Origin of the sequence: Leisingera daeponensis (assembly GCF_019801465.1) — a bacterium.
Taxonomy (GTDB): Bacteria; Pseudomonadota; Alphaproteobacteria; order Rhodobacterales; family Rhodobacteraceae; genus Leisingera; species Leisingera daeponensis_A.
In genome coordinates, this window is record NZ_JAHVJA010000004.1 from 173,676 (window position 1) to 196,468 (window position 22,793).

General features: G+C 59.9%; 14 protein-coding genes and 2 tRNA genes. 4 read left to right on the forward strand and 12 right to left on the reverse strand.

Annotated elements, in window-relative coordinates; translation table 11 throughout:
* Positions 1–353: 353 nt before the first annotated feature.
* Positions 354–782 carry an acyl-CoA thioesterase gene (locus KUV26_RS11810; RefSeq protein WP_222508465.1) on the forward strand — a complete coding sequence of 143 codons (429 nt, stop codon included), beginning with the start codon at positions 354–356 and terminating at the stop codon, positions 780–782.
* 6 nt (positions 783–788) lie between these two features.
* On the opposite strand, the gene KUV26_RS11815 is transcribed toward KUV26_RS11810, so the two are convergent.
* Complete coding sequence (locus KUV26_RS11815) at positions 789–1,991, reverse strand: winged helix-turn-helix domain-containing protein (RefSeq protein ID WP_222508466.1); 1,203 nt, start codon at positions 1,989–1,991, stop codon at positions 789–791.
* Positions 1,991–3,016 carry a LacI family DNA-binding transcriptional regulator gene (locus tag KUV26_RS11820; RefSeq protein ID WP_222504291.1) on the reverse strand — a complete coding sequence of 342 codons (1,026 nt, stop codon included), beginning with the start codon at positions 3,014–3,016 and terminating at the stop codon, positions 1,991–1,993. Before KUV26_RS11820 ends, KUV26_RS11815 begins: the two co-directional genes overlap by 1 nt.
* 147 nt (positions 3,017–3,163) lie before the next feature.
* Between KUV26_RS11820 and KUV26_RS11825 the strand changes: the two genes are divergently transcribed.
* Positions 3,164–3,240, forward strand: a tRNA-Arg gene (locus tag KUV26_RS11825).
* A 290-nt stretch (positions 3,241–3,530) separates the two neighbouring features.
* Here KUV26_RS11825 and KUV26_RS11830 read toward each other — a convergent pair.
* The 3 genes from KUV26_RS11830 to KUV26_RS11840 form a co-directional block, all read right to left on the reverse strand.
* A tRNA-Thr gene (locus KUV26_RS11830) sits at positions 3,531–3,606 on the reverse strand.
* A 509-nt stretch (positions 3,607–4,115) separates the two neighbouring features.
* Positions 4,116–4,820 carry a CpXC domain-containing protein gene (locus tag KUV26_RS11835; protein ID WP_222503606.1) on the reverse strand — a complete coding sequence of 235 codons (705 nt, stop codon included), beginning with the start codon at positions 4,818–4,820 and terminating at the stop codon, positions 4,116–4,118.
* Positions 4,821–4,842: 22 nt separating this feature from the next.
* Positions 4,843–10,347: a hypothetical protein gene (locus KUV26_RS11840; protein WP_222508467.1), complete on the reverse strand. Its 5,505-nt coding sequence runs from the start codon at positions 10,345–10,347 to the stop codon at positions 4,843–4,845.
* 230 nt (positions 10,348–10,577) lie between these two features.
* On the opposite strand from KUV26_RS11840, the gene KUV26_RS11845 reads away from it, so the two are divergent.
* Positions 10,578–11,048 carry an META domain-containing protein gene (locus KUV26_RS11845; protein ID WP_222508468.1) on the forward strand — a complete coding sequence of 157 codons (471 nt, stop codon included), beginning with the start codon at positions 10,578–10,580 and terminating at the stop codon, positions 11,046–11,048.
* Positions 11,049–11,205: 157 nt separating this feature from the next.
* Here the strand turns inward: KUV26_RS11845 and KUV26_RS11850 are convergent, their stop codons facing one another.
* From KUV26_RS11850 to KUV26_RS11865, 4 genes are all read right to left on the reverse strand, one after another.
* Complete coding sequence (locus KUV26_RS11850) at positions 11,206–11,979, reverse strand: IclR family transcriptional regulator (RefSeq protein WP_222508469.1); 774 nt, start codon at positions 11,977–11,979, stop codon at positions 11,206–11,208.
* 12 nt (positions 11,980–11,991) lie between these two features.
* Positions 11,992–13,350, reverse strand: coding sequence for a TRAP transporter large permease (locus KUV26_RS11855; protein WP_222508470.1), 1,359 nt, complete (start codon positions 13,348–13,350; stop codon positions 11,992–11,994).
* Positions 13,350–14,018, reverse strand: coding sequence for a TRAP transporter small permease (locus KUV26_RS11860; protein WP_222503611.1), 669 nt, complete (start codon positions 14,016–14,018; stop codon positions 13,350–13,352). Before KUV26_RS11860 ends, KUV26_RS11855 begins: the two co-directional genes overlap by 1 nt.
* Before the next feature lie 98 nt (positions 14,019–14,116).
* Positions 14,117–15,280: a TRAP transporter substrate-binding protein gene (locus tag KUV26_RS11865; protein ID WP_261399851.1), complete on the reverse strand. Its 1,164-nt coding sequence runs from the start codon at positions 15,278–15,280 to the stop codon at positions 14,117–14,119.
* Between the two features lie 179 nt (positions 15,281–15,459).
* Between KUV26_RS11865 and KUV26_RS11870 the strand changes: the two genes are divergently transcribed.
* Positions 15,460–17,055: a GMC family oxidoreductase gene (locus tag KUV26_RS11870; RefSeq protein ID WP_222508472.1), complete on the forward strand. Its 1,596-nt coding sequence runs from the start codon at positions 15,460–15,462 to the stop codon at positions 17,053–17,055.
* Between the two features lie 173 nt (positions 17,056–17,228).
* On the opposite strand, the gene KUV26_RS11875 is transcribed toward KUV26_RS11870, so the two are convergent.
* The 3 genes from KUV26_RS11875 to secA form a co-directional block, all read right to left on the reverse strand.
* On the reverse strand, positions 17,229–18,782 hold the full coding sequence (locus KUV26_RS11875) for a phosphate ABC transporter substrate-binding/OmpA family protein (RefSeq protein ID WP_222508473.1): 1,554 nt from the start codon (positions 18,780–18,782) through the stop codon (positions 17,229–17,231).
* A 24-nt stretch (positions 18,783–18,806) separates the two neighbouring features.
* Positions 18,807–19,721, reverse strand: coding sequence for a hypothetical protein (locus tag KUV26_RS11880; protein WP_222508474.1), 915 nt, complete (start codon positions 19,719–19,721; stop codon positions 18,807–18,809).
* A gap of 269 nt (positions 19,722–19,990) precedes the next feature.
* Positions 19,991–22,690 (reverse strand): preprotein translocase subunit SecA, encoded by a 2,700-nt coding sequence (secA, locus tag KUV26_RS11885; RefSeq protein ID WP_222508475.1) that lies wholly within the window; start codon positions 22,688–22,690, stop codon positions 19,991–19,993.
* Positions 22,691–22,793: the final 103 nt, after the last annotated feature.

A 22,793-nucleotide genomic window follows, 5' to 3' on the forward strand; every position in this document is an offset into this window, starting at 1 on the left:
ATATATTGTGAAACCGGCCCGGATTGGCCTGATTCACATTTCGAGGTTCCGCTGGTCACATCCGACACCATGCACTAGTGAAGACCCGCCATGCAAATCAGCCGCAGCAAAGCCACCGCACCCATGGTCAAAGCGCTGGCCACCGCGCTTTCCGGGCTGCGGAGGCCCTGTGTGGGCTGCAGCAACTGTGCTGGTTTGTGCGATGCGCTGATTGACGCGCTTGTGCTGCCGGATCTGACTCTGTCCCGCAAACGCGACGGTTGGTAACGCAGCAGTCCTGGCTGCCATTGCCGTTTGATACCGCAGGTCCGCGCCGGTAGGATGCGCCTGCGGAAAATGCGGAGCGGCAGACAATGGCAGCGCAAGATACATTCGTTCATGAGATCCGCGTGGGCTGGGGCGATTGCGATCCGGCGCGAATTGCCTATACCGGGCGGCTGCCCGCCTTTGCCTTGGAAGCGATCGACGCCTGGTGGGAGCACTATCTGGACGGCGACGGCTGGTATCAGATGGAACTGGACCGCGGCACCGGCACTCCGTTTGTGCATATGAGCATCGATTTCCGGTCCCCGGTCACCCCCCGCCACCGGCTGATGTGCGAGGTATGGCCGGCTGTCCTGGGCAGCAAGTCGGTGACCTTTCGGGTCAATGCGCGGCAGGACGGGGTTCTGTGTTTTGAGGGAAAATTTGTCTGCGTCTTCATTGCACCTGAGACCTTCACCGCCACACCGGCACCTGAAGACTACCGGGAGGTGATCGAAGCACAACTGCGGCCAGAGTAAAGCGGGTCAGCGCAGCCAGCCATTGGAGAACGCAACCCCGCTTACACCCGCAAACCGCGCCACCCGGTCCAGTTCAGCTTCCAGCCGTCCGGTGCGGGCTGCGCTCCATTTAACGTCTCTCTCCGGCCAAACGGCAGTCACGCGCAGCAGATCCGCGTCGCGTTCCGCTTTCATGTCAATTCGGCCCACGAGACGCGCGCCTTCCATCAGCGGGAATACGTAGTAACCGTACTGACGTTTCAGAGCGGGAGTGAAAACCTCGATACGGTAATAAAAGCCGAACAGCCTCTCAGCCCGCTTGCGGTCGCGTAGGGCCGGATCGAATGGACTGAGGACTCGCATCCGCCCCGGTGCCGGACCCAATTCCGCCGCTGCCTCAATGGTACCGGGCCGGGTAAACACCTTGCGCAGACTGCCATCCGCCTGCTGGATTTCAATTTCTTCCAGCTCGCCCTGATGCAACTGTTTCGCACACCAGGCCTTGGCTTCCGCTACGGAGGCGGTATCCCAGAAGGCGGCGAGCTCTCCCGATGTGGCAAAGCCCAGCCGGTCCAGAGCGGCGGAGCACAGCCAATTGACCGTCGCCGCTTCATCGCAGCGGGCGCCAGGGCGCAGATGCTCTTCGATCACCCGCTCCGTCAGATCATAGCGTTTCTGAAACCCCTCGCGCCCCACCACCGTCAGCGCGCCGGAGCGCCACAGGTATTCCAGCGCCGTCTTCGACGGGTGCCAGTCCCACCATCCGCCGGAGCCCTTCCTTTCGTCTTTACCCACATCGGAGGAACTGACCGGCCCATGGTCGCGAACATGTTTCAGAACGGTTTCGAAGCGGGCTTCAAATCCGTCGCGCCGCCAGTTGCGCCAGCGTTTGCGAAGCAACTCCGAATCACGCTGAAACCGCAAGTGCCAATGCGGGTAGAATGCCATGGGTATAACGGCAGCATCATGGGTCCAGTGTTCAAACAGCCCGCGATCACATTCGTATAGCCGCCTTAGATGTTTGGGACGGTAACCGGGGCGGCGGGAATAGAGGATCACATCATGCGCTCGTGCGACTGTGTTGATGCTGTCCAGCTGCACAAAGCCAAGCCGCTGGATAAGCGCCAGCAGATCCGCGCCTTTGGCCGGGCCTGAAGGTCTCTCCAGCAGCGCGTGGCGGTCCAGAAACAGCCGCCGCGCGCCTTGATTGTTCAGGCGCTGCAGCGCCATTAACGCCGTTTCAGCGTGTCGCCATAAGAAATGGTCGGGGTCAGCGTGACATGTTTTTCGATGACAGCCTCCGGATCCTCCAGCTGAGCGGCAATAATCTCTGCCGCCTTCCGTCCGATCTCCAAGCGGCAGGCATCCATGGTAGCAAGCTGCCGGGGCAGACCCTGCAGCAGTTCCACCCCGTTGAAACCGGCAAGCCCGATCTGACCCGGCACGCTGACTCCCTGTTCCTGCAGGTACAACAGACCGCCGGCGCCGATCATGTCGTTGGAGTAATAGAGAAAATCCAACTCGGGCGAGCGCGCCAGCATGGCCTGTGTCATCTCCCTCCCCTTCGCCAGCGCCGATCCGCCGGAATAGAACTCACGGTCCTCGATCTCTACGCCTTCCTTGGCCAGAACTTCGGTAAAACCTTCGAACCGTTTGCGCGCCCGGTGGTCAAGCGGCATCTTGGTACCCATGAAGCCGATGTGCCGGTAGCCTGCTTTCAGGATCGCTTTCGCCATCTCACGGCCCGCGCGCCGGTGCGAGATTCCGACCATTGCGTCTACCGGTTTACCGTCAGTATCCATGATCTCCACCACAGGAATCCCCGCGCTGCTCAGCATCGCTCGGGCGGCATCAGTGTGTTCCAGGCCTGCGATAATCACACCGGAAGGGCGCCATGAAAGCATCTCGTAGAGGACCTTTTCCTCTTTCTCGGGCTGATAGTCAGTGACCCCGACAACAGGCTGAAGCTCGGTGTTTTCCAGTACTTTGTTGATACCGGTCAGCACTTCCGGGAAAACCATGTTCGACAATGACGGAATGATCACTGCCACCAGGTTCACCCGGTTCGAGGCCAGCGCACCGGCAATTTTGTTGGGAACATAGCCCAGTTCCTTGGCGGCGCTCAGCACTTTCGTGCGTGTCTTCTCCGACACGTCGCCGCGGTTGCGCAAAACCCGGCTCACGGTCATTTCGGAAACACCGGTTGCTTCGGATACATCGCGAAGGGTAAGCGGGCGCTTGCTGTCCGTGGTCACGTTCCTGAGCCTCTTGTTATGTCTGACTACAACGTTAGCGCAGACATGACTTGCTGCACAATGGGAACTGCGCGCGGCAAAACGGCTTTCGCCGACGCCCATCCCATTGTGATCGCAGGAGGGATTTGCTATCGCGTAGAAACACGCGGCCCCGTGGCTCAACTGGATAGAGCAGCCCCCTCCTAAGGGGCAGGTTGCAGGTTCGAATCCTGCCGGGGTCGCCAGCCAATCATGAAAAAGCAATTGTTTTCAAACGATTAAGGAAAAACTACCCTGCCGGATGTAACACATGGCTGGAAACTGAAAAAGTTGGATCCATCCGTAGGAAGGCCGAAAGCTCTGTGCCGCCACTTTTAAAGGTTTTACTTGCAAACACAGGAGAACTCAGACGCTGACCGGATATGCACAGCTTCATCACTCGATTAGATGGAAGGTGTCGAAGCTCACATCAAGTCATTGCGCATCCATGGGGGCAAAAATGTATGGGATCTGCAGGCGTCGGTAAGGCGCTGAATGGTGCCGCACAAGGGACTCGAACCCCTGACCCATCGCTTACGAAGCGATTGCTCTACCAGCTGAGCTAGTGCGGCGACATCGTGTGATTTAAACGTCGGTGCTTTCTCGCGCAAGGGCATTTCGCGGAATGGAAAAGATCCGTCTGCCTTGGCGGGTTGCCAATCTCGCCGCCTCAGAGTGCCGATACTGCATGCATGCCGATGCCAAAGTGCAGTGAATCAACCCCGGAAAGAAGCTTCAACAGGCAAGGTTCTGGAAAAATACGAACAGAGGACATGAAAAGCGGACGCTGTGCGAATTGCGGGCTCAGGCCCGCCAGTCGCTCGGCAGCACCAGTACAGCGGCCTGCACGTTTCAATTCGGAGGGTCGAGGTGAAGCTACGACACTAGGTTTTGCCGGTCAATCAACCGAACTGCCAATCTTCTCAGCAGAAACGGCCGGGATCATGACACCCGATATGGGAAAATTTGCTTTCAAGCGGACGGATGGGCCGGAGCAATTGAGCAGACCGCAGGCGGAATGGGTGCGGCAGCCGAGCCTTTTCCCGTTCCTGCAGCCGACCGGGCGCCGCGGCCAAAGAGATTATCCGGCCTGCCTGCCTTCTCCCATGTAAAGCTTCTGCATATCCACGAAATAGCCATTTTCAAGCCGCGCGCGGATGGCTCCCCAGCCCTCCGGGTTGCCTTGTATGGCGCGGTACAGTTCAGCCGGGATGGTCATGTATTCAAGATACTGCTCAGACCCGGTTTCCAGCCAGGCGAATACATAACCGTCAGCCTCATCATCTGCCTCAACCAGCCGCAGTTCAATGCCCTCGGCCATCGGCACCGATTCGACACTGCGCAGAATGTGCAGCTTCATCATTTCCACGATCACGTCATCCAGACCTAACTGTTTGACCAGGAGTTTCTCCCGCACCGCGGGCCACCCGAAGGTAAGGCGTGCTGCGAGGCTGCTGCCAACACTGCGCGCAGCTGCAGGGGCACTGGCTCCATAGCTGCTGTCGAACAGCGCCTTGGCTTCGTCCTCCAGCTCCAGGTGGTCGCGCAGGCGGCTCGCGGGCATGGCTGCGATCCACTGGCCTCGGCCGGCGTCCAGGTAATTGAACTGAGGCTGCAGTCTGAAGCTTTCCCCGCAGGAGTCGCATTCGCAATCCTGAAACCGGTCTTCGAGAATATCGTCGCGCAGGTCGGGCCGCCGGTCGGCGTTCACACTGCCCACAGCCATCATAGTCACTGGCGCCTCGCACCGCGGACAGACCAGGTTCACGGGATGAAATAGGGACATTTATCAGCAGCCTTTCACTAGGTCAGAGTTTTTCCAGCCAGCCGACGGCTGGGTGGTTTGGCTTCAGCTTGCCCGAGTGGTAGGCGGCATAAAGTTCCGAAAACCACTCCCCCGGCGCCCGGAACTGGTATCCGGTGATCCCTTTGGCACGCTCGCTGAGCAGGTAGGAGTTCCAAGTATTCGGGTAGCTTTCCTGATAGACCACCCCGCCAATCGCCAGCTTTTTGGCGGTGGCCATGCTGGACCAGGGCTTGGCCGGTTCCGAAGCCATGTCGACAAAGGCCTCCACCTTGATGCGGCGGCTCTCCCAGTCCTCCTCCGAACAGGTTTCATCCTCTGGCTTGGACGGCACATGGGCGCTTTTGTTGTGCGCCATGTACTCAGCAACATAAGATTTGTCGTAGCTGAATTTGGTGGCGATCTTGTCAGCGATGGCTGCTATGTCCATGCCGTGTTCGGTCCAGCCGCCAAAGTCCTTCTTCTTGCCGTTGTTATTCATGAAGCTCTGCTGGTCGTCGACCGCATGACCAACCTCATGCAATGTATTCCAGTTAAAGAAGGTGACAGGCTCCTCGTTGGCCGGTTTGCATTTCTCCAGTTCCGCACGCTCTTCCGGGGTGGCAGCATCGTCCAAGCTGCCGACTGCATCATCACTGCCAAAGGCATAGTTGGGTGAAACACCGGCGTCGCCTTCGTGCATCACGATCTGCTTCTTGTCTCCCTGGTACATCGAACCGCCTTTGGCAGCCTCATTCACGGCAAAGCTCTTCAGCGAGTCATTGTTCAATGTGTGATCCAGCGGCAGATCCTGCATTGCCTTGTAGAAGGCGACAATGTTTGGCCCCTTCAAATTGTTGTCGGCAATTTCCGAAGCCGGGGCCAGATTTTCGTTGTTGAAGTTCTTGATATCGCAACCGAAGCGCGCCTTGAACGCAACCTTGACCACGGCGCGCTGCGCTTCTGGCTCCAGATTGTCGATCATCGCGTCCAGCTCTGCCGTGCCATTGGGGCGGGACAGGATTTCCTTGATGTCGTCTTCCTTGGGCGGAGTGTTGGCGCGCATTTCCACCATCACGAAGGCGCTGGTGCCAATGGCACGCGCCTCTTCCAGCAGTTTGACACCGTCGCCAGGCTTTTTCCCGGCAACCGCCGCGGCCGCATCAGCCAACTTCTTGCGCATGGCGTCGATGCTGGGTTTGATGGCATAGCGGTGCTCGTGTTTTTCCAGAACACTTAGGCGCGGTTCCACCTCAGGCTTTGCGCGCAGTTCTTTGTACGCTTTGTGCTGCTCCGCCATGTCAAGCGCTGCCTTGGTCTGGGCGATGGCGGCCTCGATATCGGTGCTGACCTTGGCATAGTTCTGGCCGGCCTTGGCGGCGGTTTCAGCGCCATCCAGCAACTTTTCAATCGCATCTGTCTCATCCTTCACATAAGCAGCTTCGGCATGGCCTGTTACCGGACCCAGCGCGGCGCGGGCGCGGGTGATCTCCTGAGCAATGAAGGCATACTGCGAGATCACTTCATTGGCAGTGTTGCAGGCCTCTAGTGCCGACTTGAGATGCCCCTTGGCGGTCTTGGCGTCCAGACCGTCCTTCTGGCAATTCTCAATCTCGGTATTGGCAGTATCCAAGTGACTTTTGGCCACGTCAGCGTTTTCACGGCTGCCCACAGCCTTGATTGACAGCTTCGCCGCCTGCACCTGCGGCCACCAGGGGGCGCTGTCTTCGTCGCCCCCAATAGCGGAGTTCACCGCTTCCAGAATGCCATGTGTATTGGCGGAGCTGATGGCTTCTTCTGCGGATTTGGTTACCTCTTCCGCCATGGTTTTGGCGGTGGCGTAATCGCTAGGAGCAAGCTTGACCAGATTCTCATATTTCTTTGAAAGCCGGGTCAGCTGCGCCTGGATGGCATCGGCGTGTTTGTGTGCTGCAGCCTCAGCCAGCTTGGCCTCCGCCGCGGCCCGCGCAGGTTCATAATCCGAAGATCCCTCGATCTGTTTCAGCAGTGCCTTGGCGTCTGCCGTGAGCGCCTTCATCAGCTTTTCGGCCTGGGAATAGTCGGTGTCCGCCAGATCTGTTCGGGAAGTATCGATTTTGACAGTTGCGAACCTGTCCTCCAACGCCTTGATCCGGTCTTCTGTGGCTCCGTTGCGTTCAGGTGTCAGCGCATCCACTGCCGCCTTAGCAGCGGTTTCAGCCGGAGTATAAAGCCCCTCCGCCGCCAGAAGCCGCTGGCAGGCCAAGAGTTTCTGATAAGCCTTCTCGAACGCCGGTCTGGCGAGGGAATAGGTGTGAGCTGCCAATATTGCCTTATACTTGGCGAAATCCGCATCCGCCTGAGCAATCAGATGCCTTCCCGCTTCCTTGCCCGCCCCGACCAGCGGCGGGCGAAGATTGTTGAAAAACGGGTCTTCCCAGCCCAGCACTGTCTTGACCATTTTCAGGTCGGCATCAGTGGCCTTCTCCCAACCCGCGGCAGACTTAGCCTTCTCTGCTGCACTCTTGAAATCCCGCGCCGTCTGCTTGGCAGTGCTTTCGTCCAGCAGCGCCTGAATTTCGGTCTTGCGGTGCGTCAGCTGTGTTTCAACCGTGCCGCCCTCGGTGGTGATCTTGGTGATGATCGCGGCGGCCTTGGTGCGATCCGCCTTGATCTTCTTGTACAGCTCACCGTCGGCGCGAGCCTGTTCCGCGATCTTGCGGGCCGCGCCCAGCTTGGCTTCAGCCTCCTCGTAGTCATAACTTTCCGGCTTGATCAAATCGTCTGCTTCGCCCGTCAGCCGGGTAATGTCGTCGAGATGCGGCTGAAGGCAATTTGCGTCGTTGAGCGGTGCCAGAGCTGCCGCCTGTGCAGCGAGTGAGGCCTTCAGTTCGCCATAGGCGCGGTGCTGATGGATCAGCACCATCGCCATCTTCAGGTTCGAAATGGCGCTGTCCAGATGCGCCCTGGCATCGTCGTATTTCTTGGCAGTCTTGGCCCTTTCCGCTTCTGCCGCAGGCAATTGGGCCTTGGCGATCAGCGCGGTGAAGTCATTGCCTGTGTCAGCCGAGACCACCTTGTCGCGGATGCCGGTGAACACCTTAAAGGCTGGCTCCCATTTCTTTTTCAGATCGTCGAGCGCAGCGGTATCGGTCATCCCGTCCAGCTCCACCGCTGCCTCTGCCGCGGCCTTTGCTCTGTCCACGCGCTTCTCGGCATCCGCCACGCAAGTGCTGGCGGTGGCGAAATCCAGCTTGAGCGCCGCTGCCGCCGCCTCTGCCATCAGGGCCTTGGCATCCTCAAGCATTGTCGCGGCCTGCGGCACGTTCTTGAGCGGGTCGATCTTGCCCTGAACTGCCACGCGTTTTTCCTTGTAGGCCTTACAGGCGTCCGCTTGGGCGGTCGCAGCGGGCCAATCGCCCTGGGTGGCGTCCAGCAGGGTCAGGGCGGTGGAGTACTTGTGCAGCACCGCTTCGGCCTTGGCCGAGGCGAGGTCCGCCTCCATCTTGAGGATGATCACCTGAATGCCCGAGGCACCATCGTGCTCTTTGAACTCTTTCAGCTTGGCCTCAAAGGCCGTCAGCTTCGGGGCATACTGCTGAACAACCGGGATTTCCTTCTTGAGGAAGGGCAGGAGCCCCCAGAACTTGCTGAGCAGCTTGATTGACTCGGTGTAGTCCTTGCTCGTGGCTACATCTGAATCGGTGTAATAACCCTTGGCCTCGTCCAGCTTATCCTTGAGCAGGTTCTTGATCGCCGCTGTGAGGCCCGCCCAGTGGTCGATCCACTGTTTGACCTTGGGGCGCCAGTCCTCATACAGCTTGCGCTGCTTGCGCACCTTGGCGGTTCGTTCATAGACCTTGGCCACTTCGTCCAGCTTCTGGATGCCATCCTTGAATTTCTTGGCGGCCTTGTCCTGCTGCGCGGCATCATAAAGCCGCTCCATCTCGCGCGCGGCGTCATCCACTGCCGGATCGCCGACTGTTACGCCGCGGGCCGCGTCGGCCAGCGCCTTGCGGTCGGGATCGAGCGCCATGAAATGGGCGAACTCATCGGCCAGGATTTCGGCCTTGGCAATCTCCGCTTCGGCCGCGGTCAAGTCGGCGGTGGCCGTTTTCAGATCATGCACTTTGGCCTTGTCCGCCGCGGCGGTGCGCAGTCCGGTAATGCGGGTGATTTCAGGTGCGATTTCGGGCGCCGTGGCCTTGGGGTGGCTGGTCAGAGGCACCATGCGCAGATCGAAGATTTCCAGAGCCTTTTGGAACGCGGTCTTGGCCTGAGTGTCGGCGGCAACCGCCTTTTCCAGAGCGTCCAGCGCCTTTTCGCCGGCATCCAGCTTGGCGCCGCTGGCATCCTCGGGCTTGGCCTTGGCCTGCGCGGCCAGCGCCGCAACCTTGTCGAGCGCGGTTTTCCACTTGTCCGGGGTCTGGCTGACCGCTTCCGGCACCATGGTGTTGTAGGTCTTGACCGGGCCGTCCTGCAGCGCCTTCAAAGCGGCTTCGATCCGGGCAATCTGTTCTTCCACAGTGGCGTCCGCCTCTGCGGTGCCGCCGCCGGTTTCTCCGGAGGGCGGGACGGCCTGTTCCGGCGCCTTGGCGATCGCCTCGGGCTTCGCGGTTGTCGTGGTATCGCCGCTCCCTCCTTCAGCCGCTTCGGCGCGACCGGGTGCTGGCTCGCCGCCGCCGGCCTCGGCTGCGGCCTGGCGCGCCTTGGAAAGGGCCTGGGCCAGCGGGCCGACGGCCTTGAGCGCACCTTCGTAATCCGGCGGGACGGCAGCCACCCGGGCTTTGATCTGGGTCCAGACGGTTTCGATTTTTTCGGACTGCGCGGTTTTGAGCCCCAGGACCTCGTCGATCAGCGGTTCCAGCTTCGCCGCGGCCTGCTGCCACTTACCTTCCAGAAGACTCTGCCGTTTGGCGCGGGCGGCAGCATCCCGAGCCGCGGTCTTCATCTCGGCGGAGAGCTTGCCGACATGCTCCAGCGCGGCGGCAAAGCCGCTGCCCTCCGCCTTGGCCTGGATTGCTTTCCACAGCGCCTCAGCTTTGGAGAGGTCTATTCCGGCGATTTCGCGGAGCTTCGCCATATTGGCCTCGACCTTGGCGGCGGTGGTATTCCACTTGGCTTCTGCCGGGTCCGGTTCGGCGGAAGGCGCCGAAGGCGGTTCACCGGATTCACCAATGGCGGTTTCGCCGCTGGCGGCCGGGCCTGCCTCCGGGCCGCCTTCCTGCGCCTCATCCTCGTCCTCTTCCGACTCGACGACATTCCCGTCGGGATCAAGAATGAGGATTTTGTATTTTAGCCCGATCACCATGAACATCTTCTTGGCCTTGCGGGCCATGCCAGGCACGATCTTGCCCTCGACGGACATCGACATTTCCTTGCCGTCCAGTTTCAGCATGCCGAATGTGAACTGCGGGGTTTCGCCGTCGGACTTTGCCTGTTTGCCCAGAACCTTGGCGGCCTTGGTCTTGTGGGTCAGGAATACCGAGTTCTCGATCTTCTTGCCGAAGCACAACCCGAAGGCCAGCTCGCGCTTACGGGCAATCGCCATCTGTTGCTTGATTTCTTTCGCGGCGGATCCGTCAAGAGGCATGGAGCAGCTCCAGGGATTGAAAAACTGTTTAAAATTAACGCATTAACGTCGCGCTTCCTCAAGCGTCGCATGGAACCTGGAGTCCGGCAAGATTTTTTTCTTGTCAATCGCCGTAGGCTGCGCAGACTCAAACCCGATGCGCATCAAGGTGAGACGCTAATGTTATTCCGGCCTGCTGGCACTCCAGAATGACGGGCCTGCGCCCCGTCCGGACCGTGATTTTCGCGGCCATTGCAGTGGGTTGTGCCGGGCTGGCCCTGTGCTCCTTTGCCTCTGATAGCGGGACCCGGCAGAACGGAGGAATTCCTATGGCCTCAAACACGGCAGCAGACCTCGACGGCGCCTGGATCGTCCAGAAAGTCAAAGACATCGACCTGACCCCATTCGAAGACCTTCGGTTTGATTTCGATGACGGCACTCTTTACGGCTCCAGTCCGTGCCGCAGCTTCACCACTACTTTCGGGCCTGACATTGAGAACCTTATGCTTTCTCCGCTGCAATTTGGCGGCGGCCTGTGCGACGAAGATACAATGATCTCTGAACGGAATTTTTTTCAGCAGATCAGCCTGGTCAATCGCATGGAGATCACTGAAAGCGGCGTGCTGGTGATGTATAATTTCGAGCAGCCGCTGCTATGGGCTAAAAAGCTGACCGGCTGAGACAATGCCACCGGCCGCAGAAGGTGGTGTACCAAACAGGTCAAGCGGGACCGAACCAGTTTCACAGGCCCGTCTGCCGCGTGGCAACAAGGACAGTTGCACCAAAGGAAGGCAGCGTGCAAACCTCCGGATATACCACTGAAACACCTGGGACAGTTCAGGACAGAGCTGCCAACTCCTTGGCAGCCTTCCGCAAGGCAGGCAGAGCCTCCAGCAGCTCCTGCAGGGTTCGGCGCTGCACCGGAGCATGCACCGAGAGCGTGGCCATCAGCCGGTTCCGGGCGTCGCGCACCGGCACTGCAACGGCCACCATGCCGGAGATAAACTCCTCGTCATCCGTGGAGTAGCCGCGGCCAGCGATATCACCCAGCTCGGAACAGAGCGCGTCAGGGTCTGTACAGGTCTTGCTGGTCACCGCCGCCAGCGGGCGGGAGCGCAGCACAGCCTCAAGCGTGTTGCGCTTTAAGGTAGACAGGTACATCTTTCCGCTCGCGGTGCAGTGAAAGGGCACCTGAGTGCCGACTGGCAGCTGAATCCGCAGCGGCCATTTTGTTTCCACCCGGTCGAGGTAGATCATGCCTTCACGGTCTGGGGTGGCGAGGTTACAGGTCTCGCCCAATTCTTCGGCTACGCTTTTCAGGATTGTGAGCCTCGCGGTGCGCAGATGTTCCGAGGACATGGTGTCAAGCGCCAGCCTGCGCATGCGCGGGCCGGGCCCATAGGCCCGCCCGTCCAAGTCGCGCTGCAGGAAGCCCTCAGCCTCGGCGGTCTGCATCAGACGGTGGACGGTCGGTTTGGGCAGGCCCATGGCTTCGATCATCTCGGCAGGTTTCACCGCCACCCCGCGCCTGGCCACTTCTTCCAGCAGCACCAACAGGCGCAGGTTGGTGGGGATCTGCCCCTCGCTCTTGTGCGACGCGTCCTTTGCCATGCCGCTTGTTCCCTACTTGTTGGGCAGCAGCACCAGGGCGAAGTCAGGCACCAGCGAAACCAGTAGCCACACCCCGATCAGGGCTGCAAGGTAAGGAACGGTATAGCGAAGCAGACGGAAATACGGAACACCGGTCACACCTGATGCGACATAGAGGTTCAGCCCGTATGGCGGGGTGATGAAACCGATCGAGGCGCCGACCAGGAAGATCACCGAGAAGTGGATCGGGTCGATCCCGACGGAGGCCGCGATGGGGGCCAGGATCGGCGCCAGGATGATGGTCACCGGCAGGCTCTCCAGCACCATGCCGGAGAAGAACACTATCACCATCGAAGTGAACAGAACCGCATGGTAGCCGCCCATCGAGGTGACAAATCCACCGATCGCCTGCTGAGCGCCGAGGAGCGACAGGATCTGCTGCATTACCACGGAAATCGCGATCAGCGGTGCGAGGATCCCGGTGATCTGGGCTGAGCGCACCACGATACCTGGGATCTGCGGGATGGTGAATCCCTCGACCACCAGCATCTCGGAATAGGATTTCTCCGCCCATGTCTTGTCGCTGTTTGTTCCGGTAATTTTTGTTACAACCCAGGACAGGACGCCCGCAATGACGCAAAAGCCAACGGTCACGCCTGCGGCCTCCGTCGGGGAGAACTTGCCGGTGTAGATGCCCCAAAGCACCAGCCCGATGGCAAAGAAGCCGAGCCAGGCGCCAAAAGCGGTTTTCAGAACCCGGTTCAGTTGCAGGGGGATCAGGAAGCCCCAGCCGTTTCGGCGGCAGATGATCCAGCAGGCGAGCTGCATGCCGACGACCATCATTGCGCCGGGCAGGATGCCGGCCACAAACAGATCGGAAATCGGCAGGTTCATCAGGAAACCGTAAACGATAAAGATGATTGACGGCGGGATGATGATGCCGACGGTACCGCCCGCGGCAGCGGTGGCAGCCGAGAAACGCTCGTCATAGCCCCCCTTGACCATTTCGGGGTGCAGCATCGAGCCGATTGTGGCTGTTGTTGCCGAGTTAGAGCCTGAAATGGCGGCGAACAAACCGCAGGCCCCAAGCGAGGCCATTGCCAGCCCGCCGCGCATCCAGCCCAGGCAGGCATAGGCGAAATCGCTTAGACGCCGCGCGATGCCCGACTGGTTTATCAGATCACCGGTCAGGATGAACAGCGGCATCGCAAGCAGCGCAAAGCCCTTGTTGAACACATTGAGCAGTTCCGCGCCCATGTTGTCGAGCGTCAGCCCCAGCACGAAGGAGCAGCCGATCACCCAGTAGCCGATCACCAGCAGCACCGGCACGCCCAGCATGAACAGGAAGGTGACCCCAATCGAGATCAGCGTGACCCAGGTTCCCGTATCCATTACACGTCTCCTCCGATCACGGCCTGTTTGATCAGCGGCGCGCCGCTGCGGTAATTGCGGATGTCGTCGGCGAGGTTTTCAAACACCCGGGCGATCATCAGGACAAAGGACAGAGGCGCGGTGATCAGAAACCACCATTGCAGCACGCTGTCGGTGCCCAGGACGATCTGGAAGTTGGAGGCCGACAGCGCGGTCAGCCGGGTGGTGGTGACAAAGACGATCACCGCAAAGCCGAACCACAGCACGGCGTCCAACGTCAGGCAGCCCATCTGCGCCCAGCGGGGCATGATGGTGCGGAATTCCGAGAAGCTGAGATGGGTCCGCAGCCGCACGTTGAAGGCGGCCCCGAACCAGGCCATGATCATGAACAGGAGCGGCGGAATGGTCGTGGACCAGGGCTGCTGGTTCTTGAACACGAAGCGGTCAATCACCCCCCAGAAAATGATGAAGGCAATCGCCAGGTAGCTCCAGACCATGATGGTGCGCTCTAGATGCCGGTCCAGAAGCGGCACCAGTCGATAGGCCATCATCACCAGCAGACCGCCTATTGCGGCGACCACAGTTCCTAGAATCCAGGCCCCATTGCTCTCCAGCGCGTTGCGGATTTCCCAGCTGTCCTGCGATGCAAACGCGCTGAAAATCGCACTGATGTCAGACCAGAGCGTCATTCGTTCCTCCCATGAAGCCTCCGGTTTCCCGTCCGGAGGAGAGTTCCCCGGCGACTATTTCAGCGCCGGGGTATGGTACGTTTCAGCCTAGGCTGCGTTCAGCCTTTCCACCAGCGGCGGGGTTCCACGTTTTCTGGCTTCATGTCTTTGTCGACTTCGCGCGCGATGGTGTAGATTTCCTGGTAGGTATCGATGCCGCCAGCCCATTTATTCAGCCGGTCGCGCCACTGTTCCCACAGCTGCGGCTGGAATTCGGGCGAGCACATTTCCTCGGCCATGCGGATTTCGCTGTCCGGCAGGAAGGCGGGGCGGACGCCGTGTTCCGCAAACACCGTGCCCGGCAGCTGCGGGTCGGAGAAGCCGACGGTCTTGACCAGCGCGGCCTCGTTTGCCGCCTGCACATGGGCCTGCGCCCAATAGGCGCTCTCCATCACCGCGTCCTGCAGATAACCTTCAAGACCGTCAAAAACCTTGGCCGACATCGAGGTATGCTCGGTGCCGCAGAAAAACTTGAGGTCAACGGATTGGCTAACCACCGGCGCCATGTTGGCGTAGGCCACCGCGGAGGCCCAGGTTTCGGCACCGTCGATCAAACCCTGCTTCAACCCGTCGAGGGTTTCTTCCCATGCTACCGGCACTGGGTTCAGGTTCAGCGCATTCATGGCGATGCGGCCCAGTTGAGTGCCCGTGACACGGTTCTTGGTGCCGAACAGCTGCTCCAGTTTGGTGATGGCGGGCGCATCCTTGTACTTCAGGCCCAGCTGGATGCCACGCAACTCGCAATGACTGAACAGGAACTTCAGCCCATGCCGCTTCTCCAGCGGGTCGCGCAGAATTTCCTGGCTCTTGGGGTGGTACAGAAAGTGATACTGCGACGCGCGGCCGGGGAACATGAAGGCATAGTCCAGCACGTTCAGATAGGGTGCGCCGCCGGCCGAGTTCTGTGTCGATGCCGCGTAAATGTCGACGATGCCCTGCTGGGTTTTCTCAACGCAGGACAGCTGGCCGCAGATCTGGTTGTCACCGATGAACTCGATACGGATTTCGCCGTCAGTGCGCGCCTCCAAATCCCTCGCGAACTCCAGTGCGCCGGCCCGTTCGATCAGCAGATTGCGCGCATTGAAGCCCGAGGCGCCAAACTTGAGCGTGTGCTTGGCCGGTTTCGAAAACCGCCGCTCGTACGTTGATTCGGCCGCCGAAGCGAGGTTCGCCAGACTCATCGCACCGCCAAAGCTTCCCGCCGCGAGCAGCGTCGAACTCATCCCATAAGTCCCGGCCACACGGAATAGATCCCGCCGCGAGATACGGCTCAGTTTATTGGTCAGCCCCACAATTCCCTCCCTAATATAAATTATTGAGACGTTTCGTATCAAAATTAGCTAGCTTATTTCATTCGCCCTGTATAGAAGTTTTTTCCATCCAAGGTTCGGGAGGAAAGGTTTTGGACGCTGATTTCATCGTCATCGGAGCGGGTTCGTCAGGCTGCGTGATTGCAAACCGGCTAAGCGCAGACCCGCGTAACAAGGTGGTGCTGCTAGAGGCCGGCGGGCCGGACACAAACCCGTGGATCCACATTCCGGTGGGCTACTTCAAAACCATGCACAACCCGTCCGTGGACTGGTGCTACAAGACAGAGCCAGACCCTGGATTGAACGGCCGGTCCATCGACTGGCCGCGGGGCAAGGTACTGGGAGGATCATCCTCTTTGAACGGGCTTCTGTACGTTCGCGGCCAGAAAGAGGACTATGACCGCTGGCGCCAGATGGGCAACGAAGGATGGGGCTGGAAGGACGTGCTGCCACTGTTCAAACGCTCCGAGGATCAGGAACGCGGCGCCGATGAATTCCACGGGACCGGGGGGCCGCTGGCGGTGTCCAACATGCGCATCCAGCGCCCTATCTGCGACGCCTGGGTCGCCGCCGCACAGGAAGCGGGCTACCCTTTCAATCCCGATTACAACGGTGCACAGCAAGAGGGTGTCGGCTATTTCCAGCTGACCACCCGTAACGGGCGGCGGTGCAGCTCGGCAGTCGCATTCCTGAAACCGGCACGTAAACGGGACAACCTTCGGGTCGTTACCCGTGCATTGGTCGAGAAGATCAATCTGGACGGCCGCCGCGTAACCGGCGTGACCTATCTGGACAATGCGGGGCAGAGGCAGACCATCACTGCGCGCAGGGAAGTGATTTTGTCCGCCGGTGCCATCAACTCGCCCCAGACCCTGATGCTGTCCGGTATCGGTCCGGCCGCGCATCTCAGCGAAAACGGGATAGAACCGCTGGTGGATCTGCCAGGAGTCGGCCAGGGGCTGCAGGACCATTTGCAGGCGCGTCTGGTCTACAAATGCAATGAGCCGACCCTGAACGATGAGGTGCGCAGCCTGTTCAACCAGGCTCGGATCGCGCTGAAATACGCTCTATTCCGGGCCGGGCCAATGACTATGGCGGCAAGCCTGGCCACCGGGTTCATGAAAACCCGGCCAGAGGTGGCAACCCCGGACATCCAATTCCATGTGCAGCCCTGGTCGGCCGACAGCCCCGGAGAAGGCGTGCACCCGTTCTCTGCCTTTACCATGTCAGTCTGCCAGCTGCGCCCCGAAAGCCGTGGCGAAATCCGGCTGAAAGGGCCGGACCCCCAAAAATACCCCAAAATCATTCCGAACTACCTGTCAACTGAGACCGACTGCCGGACCATCGTGGACGGTGTGAACATCGCCCGGCGCATCGCCAGGCACAATCCGCTCGCGACAAAGGTCGCTGAGGAGTTCCGCCCCCATGCCGATCTTTCAATGGACGATTATCAGGGCACGCTCGACTGGGCGCGCAGCAACTCGGTTTCGATCTATCACCCCACCGGAACCTGCAAGATGGGAGCGGGCGAAGACGCAGTGGTTGATGCGCAATTGCGGGTACATGGCATTGAAGGGCTGCGGGTTGCTGATTGCTCCATCATGCCTGAAATTGTCTCGGGCAATACTAACGCGCCCGCAATCATGATCGGTGAAAAGGCCAGCGATCTGATAACCGCATCAGGATAACCCTCTTCCGGCGGCCCCGCCCTGCAGCAGCGCAAGCCTCATCCAGGCGCCATTCTATGCAAGGGTTACAATTGCACCGCTTGACCGGTTTTCTCTTCGCCTTTTCATGCCGGCCCATCCCCGCCAAAATCCGCGGCGGGCCGGCAAGCAAACTCAAAGAGAGAACAACGCGGTCAGCGCACCCAGACCTCTACCCTGCGATTGATCTGGCGGCCCCAATCACTATCATCGCAAGCCATAGGCAAGGCCTCGCCAAAGCCTTCGGTTTGAATGTTCACACGGCTCGAATCCGCCGTCTCTGCCGCGTTGATAACCGCGTCCCGCACGGCCGCTGCCCGTTCCAGGGCGATCTTCCGGTTGCCATCCACTGGTCCAACCCCGTCTGAGAACCCCGCAAACACAAGTTCCTTGGCATCGAACTCCCCGGCTTCCAATGCCCTGGCCAGCTGTTCGATGTTGCTGCGGGATTGCGCATCCGGACGCGACGAGCCGGGTTCAAACCGGAACGAGGCCGTCAGCCGACGCATTCCGCCCAGCACAGTCACCAGACGCTGCAGTTCTGACAGACCGCCTTCTTCTTGCGCTGCGAGAATGGCATTGGCAAAGCGGTTGCCCTGGCGGCTGACCGGAATCAGCTCGGGAGCCTGATCCACGAACCCTGCACGCCGGATCACTGCCTGCGCCGCGGGGCCGCGCACATAAGTCAGAAAATCGCGCCCGACCTTGGGCAATCGCCGGGCCGGCAGATAAAGGAACATCGGAACCGTTAACGGGTAGTCTTCGGTCTTCATGGTCCTGCGGCTGGCCTGCAACGAAAAACCGCATGGCCCGGTCAGCGTCAGAACCCTGGCTGCACCTTTCTCTGCATAGCTGGCAATGCCGATGGCAAAGGGATCGACAAGTACCCGCTGGACCAGAGTGCTGCTGCGGTCATGGCGGTGTATTGCAGAAGTGAAGCCGGATCCGGAAGGCCCCATCAGTTTATCCTCGACCGCCTGAGAGAGACCGGACCCGGATACCGGCATATGAATGGCAACAGGTGCGTCAGGGCCGCCTAGCTCACGCCAGTTGCTGATCCTGCCTGACAGGATTCCGGCCAGTTGCGGCAAAGTAATTTCACGCACCGGATTACCAGGTGCCACCACCGGCACAAAGGCATCCAGGGCCAGCACCCGGCTGCGTCCGGCACTGGTCAAATCCCCCAGGCCCGCCGCCCGCGCCGCCTTCCGCTCCAAGGGCCGGATTTCCCGCAAAGCCATGGCAACATCGGCCTCATCCGCAACAAGTGCCGCAAATCCGGCATCAGTGTTGCTGGTGACGAAGGTGAACCGCGCCGCAGGTGTCTGGCCGCGCAACAGGACATGGCTGAAGTTTCCCTCTGGCAGCGGCTCACGGCGGGTCTGATAGCCATTCCGCAGTGCAAAGCCTTCGATCAGCGCAGGCAACAGCACTTCTGACATCGTGGCAGATCCTGCAAAGGTGATTTCCGCCACAAATCCGGAAAGACTGGGACAGCCTGGTCCTTCGCATTCCACGCCTGAACCATCCACGGTCAATTCACCGAACTGAGTTTGCACCCGGTAGAATTCACCGTCGAATCCCAGCAGCGTGCCGGTGATTTCAACCACCCCGTCCGGCGAAGACAAGGTGACATCCTGAGCTGCAAGCCCGCGCGCAAAGGCTGCCAGAAAAAGTGCGGCGCAAATGGCCGCACGAAAGAAGGTCATGAGGATACCTGAAGTTACCGCAAATCAGTTGGCGGCAATCTTCAAGTCTTCCAGCAGATTATTCAACACCAGAAAACTGCCCTGAGCCTCGCAATCCGGCATTGCCATCACTAAATCCCGGGTGCTGAGCCTGCCTGCGCGCAGTTGCAGTGCCTGGGCGAATACATCCCGCCCGCAGTTGCTGCCCGTCACCTCGGCTTCGGCAGTCAGAGCCACTGAGCCTGATTGCCCCGAAACACTGGCCGGCACGCTGTAGATCTCTGCAATACGGGGCGCCAGCAGGTTTTCGTCACCAAGCCGAATGATCCGGCCGGCACTTGTCCCGGCTGTTGCTCCGTGCCAGACGTGGCCCGCACTCCCATAGGCCGCACCAAATTCCCTGGCGTGCAGCTCAAACCCGCTGTTGCCGCTCCATTGAACAACCACATGTTCCACCGCACCGAAATCAGACACCTCGGCAACGGCAACGGCACCCGGGCCGCTGGCAGATTCTGCTATAAAAACTGCAGTGCGCGTCAATGCCGGCAGCTGGGCGGCGTAATGCCCGGCGCTGTCCAGCGAGACGGTAAAGCTCATACCGCTGTGATGCACTGTCAGCGGTTCATTTGCACGGCAAGGAGCATCTACTGAGAAGGTAACCATGGCTTGAGCAACAGCTTCCGCGGCCACTGTCATCTGGCACTCGGCCGCGGACGACGGTTGATTTCTCCGGCTTTCAGCTGTCTCCAGGGGCGCCGCGGCTGGTACTGAAGTCAGAGCAATCTTTTCGAGACGCAGATTTTCCTGTTCGGGCTCGCCAGTCAGTTCAGCCGGAGCCATTTCCGTTTCACCGGCGCCCTCAACCAGCCGTCCGAGACCCGACGACTGCATATAGACACCGAGACCCAAGGCGCATGCCAGCGTCATTGCGCTTGTCAGCATTACCTGTTTCGTCAGCATAGCATCCTCCGTCTCCTGGCGTGTGGAGGCAGTATGCCTGCGAAAGACGGCCAGTTTATGGCCGCGGGCAGGAGAGAATCCGGCAAATTTTCTGCTTTCGTTGCGCAGCTGGCAACAAACTCAGGTGTGCATAGGTCGGCTGGCATCGTGGCAGCAACGGCCCCCGGCTTAAACAGCCTTTCCGGGGAACTGAACGCAGACAAAATCCCGCTGGCCTATACCAGTCACAGAGCCCGGGTTTTCGGACTCTGCCTGCTAACAAGTGCCAATCAGGCGAGACTGCCGTGACAATGCTTGAACTTCTTGCCAGAGCCGCAGGGACACTTGTCGTTGCGCGAAGGATTTCCCCAGGTCGCCGGGTCATCTTCAACGAAACCCGGAGCCGCCTCTTCCGCTGGCGCTGTTTCACCTGCTGCCTGAGCTGCCATCTGCTGCATCACGGCTTGGCGGGCAGCCATTTCCATCAGCATCTGTTGCTGTTCTTCCTCAGTCATCGGGCGCACCCGGCTGAGCTGCTGCGAAACTTCTTCGCGCAAGGAGTCGAGCATGCTTTCAAACAGCTGGAAGCTCTCGTTCTTGTATTCGTTCAGCGGGTCGCGCTGCGCATATCCCCGGAAGCCGACAACTGAGCGCAAGTGCTCCAGCGTCAGCAGGTGTTCGCGCCATTTCTTGTCAATGGTCTGCAGCAGCACCTGTTTTTCGATATTGCGCATGTTTTCCGGACCAAAGGCTGCCGCCTTTTCCGCCATCAGCTTGTCCGAAGCCTCCACCAGGCGCTCGCGGATCTGCTCGTCGTCCACGCCCTCTTCCGCCGCCCATTCCGCAACCGGCACGTCGATCGACAGAAGTTCGCGAACCTGCTCCTGCAGACCTTCAGTGTCCCACTGGTCGGCATAAGTCTTCGGCGGCATGTGGGCGTCCAGCAGATCGTCGATCACCTCATGGCGCATGTCATCGGTGATCTCCGACAGGTCTTCCGCCGCCATGATTTCACGGCGCTGTTTGAAGATGACTTTGCGCTGGTCATTCATGACATCGTCGAACTTGAGGACGTTCTTTCGCATGTCGAAGTTGCGGCCTTCGACCTTGGCCTGGGCGCGTTCCAGCGATTTATTCACCCAGGGGTGAATGATCGCCTCGCCCTCTTTCATGCCCAGCGACGACAGCAGCTTGTCCAGCCTCTCGGAGCCGAAGATACGCATCAGGTCGTCTTCGAGACTCAGGTAGAAGCGGGTGCGGCCCGGGTCGCCCTGACGGCCGGAGCGGCCGCGCAGCTGGTTGTCGATGCGGCGGCTTTCATGGCGTTCCGACGCCATCACGAACAGCCCGCCGGCATCCAGAACCTTCTGCTTCTCTTCGGCGTGCTTGGCTTCCTCGGCCGCGCGCAGGTCTGCCGGATCGGCCTCCGGGTTGGCGGCAAGCGCCTCCAGCACCTTCATCTCGACGTTGCCGCCAAGCTGAATGTCGGTGCCGCGGCCGGCCATATTGGTGGCAATGGTCACTGCGCCAAAGCGGCCGGCATCGGCCACGATCTGTGCCTCCTGCTCGTGGTGGCGGGCGTTCAGCACGTTGTGCTCGATGCCTTCCTGCTGCAGCATTTGGCTCAGCAGTTCGGATTTCTCGATCGAGGTTGTGCCCAAAAGAACCGGCTGGCCCTTTTCGTGAGCTTTCTTGGCTTCCTTGATCATAGCCTCGTATTTTTCACGGGCAGTGCGGTAGACCTGATCGTCCTCGTCAACCCGCGCGATCGGCCGGTTGGTCGGCACCTCAACCACGCCCAAGCCATAAATCTCCGCGAATTCCTCAGCTTCGGTCATAGCTGTGCCAGTCATGCCGGAAAGCTTGTCATAGAGACGGAAGTAATTCTGGAATGTTACAGACGCCAGTGTGGTGTTCTCAGGTTGAATCTGCACCTCTTCCTTGGCCTCGATGGCCTGGTGGAGACCTTCGGAGAGACGGCGGCCGGGCATCATCCGGCCGGTGAATTCGTCGATCAGGACCACCTGACCGTCTCGGACGATATAGTCCTTGTCTTTTTGGAACAGCTTGTGGGCACGCAGTGCCTGGTTCACGTGGTGGACAACAGTGGTGCTTTCAGGATCATAGAGCGACGCCTCTGCATCCAGCAGGCCGTGCTCGCGCAGGATCTGTTCCAGATATTCGTTGCCATCCTCTGTGAAGGTCACACCGCGGGTCTTCTCATCGATCTCATAGTGATCTTCGGCCAGCAGCGGGATCACCTTGTCGATGGTGGAATAAAGTTCAGAACGGTCTTCCGCCGGGCCGGAAATGATCAGCGGTGTGCGGGCCTCGTCGATCAGGATGGAGTCCACCTCGTCAACGATGGCGAAGTTGTGCTGCTTCTGAAACACCTGGTCCAGCGACGGCTTCATGTTGTCGCGCAGGTAGTCAAAGCCCAGCTCGTTGTTGGTGGCATAGGTGACGTCGCTTTTGTAGGCGGCCATCTTCTCGGCATCGCCCTGGCCCGACCAAATCACTCCGGTGGTCATGCCCAGCTGGGCAAACACCTTGCCCATCCATTCGCTGTCGCGCTTGGCCAAGTATTCGTTGACGGTGACCACATGCACGCCCTTGCCGGTCAGCGCGTTCAGATAGGCCGGGAAGGTCGCCACAAGGGTTTTGCCCTCGCCGGTTTTCATCTCGGAGATGTTGCCCTGATGCAGGAACACGCCGCCCATCAACTGGGTGTCAAAGGCGCGCAGGCCCAGGGCCCGCTTGGCCGCTTCGCGCACGTTGGCAAAAGCCTCCGGCAGCAGCGCATCCAGGCTTTCACCACCCAAGGCCCGTTGGCGAAGCACTTCGGTCTTTTCGATCAGCCCGTTGTCACTGAGCTTCGCGAACTCATCCTCCAGCCCGTTGATCTGTGCAATCAGCGGCCGTGTCGCCTTGATTTTGCGGTCGTTCGGCGTGCCGAAAACCTTTTTGGCGAGTGTTCCGAAACCTAGCATATCTTCTCCAGCGATCCTATGTCCGGCCTTTGCATCGGGCAGGCTTGCCCGCCGTCTCCGCAACCCATAAACAAAGGTGGAAAGACGGACCTGCCAATGGCCT

Coding starts and splice junctions, on each gene's coding strand:
- KUV26_RS11845 (WP_222508468.1), top strand. CDS start 10,578: ATGACGGGCCTGCGCCCCGTCCGGACCGTGATTTTCGCGGCCATTGCA.
- KUV26_RS11840 (WP_222508467.1), bottom strand. CDS start 10,347: ATGGCGATTGCCCGTAAGCGCGAGCTGGCCTTCGGGTTGTGCTTCGGC.
- KUV26_RS11875 (WP_222508473.1), bottom strand. CDS start 18,782: ATGACCTTCTTTCGTGCGGCCATTTGCGCCGCACTTTTTCTGGCAGCC.
- KUV26_RS11835 (WP_222503606.1), bottom strand. CDS start 4,820: ATGTCCCTATTTCATCCCGTGAACCTGGTCTGTCCGCGGTGCGAGGCG.
- KUV26_RS11860 (WP_222503611.1), bottom strand. CDS start 14,018: ATGACGCTCTGGTCTGACATCAGTGCGATTTTCAGCGCGTTTGCATCG.
- KUV26_RS11880 (WP_222508474.1), bottom strand. CDS start 19,721: ATGCTGACGAAACAGGTAATGCTGACAAGCGCAATGACGCTGGCATGC.
- KUV26_RS11815 (WP_222508466.1), bottom strand. CDS start 1,991: ATGGCGCTGCAGCGCCTGAACAATCAAGGCGCGCGGCGGCTGTTTCTG.
- KUV26_RS11850 (WP_222508469.1), bottom strand. CDS start 11,979: ATGGCAAAGGACGCGTCGCACAAGAGCGAGGGGCAGATCCCCACCAAC.
- secA (WP_222508475.1), bottom strand. CDS start 22,690: ATGCTAGGTTTCGGAACACTCGCCAAAAAGGTTTTCGGCACGCCGAAC.
- KUV26_RS11855 (WP_222508470.1), bottom strand. CDS start 13,350: ATGGATACGGGAACCTGGGTCACGCTGATCTCGATTGGGGTCACCTTC.
- KUV26_RS11810 (WP_222508465.1), top strand. CDS start 354: ATGGCAGCGCAAGATACATTCGTTCATGAGATCCGCGTGGGCTGGGGC.
- KUV26_RS11865 (WP_261399851.1), bottom strand. CDS start 15,280: ATGAGTTCGACGCTGCTCGCGGCGGGAAGCTTTGGCGGTGCGATGAGT.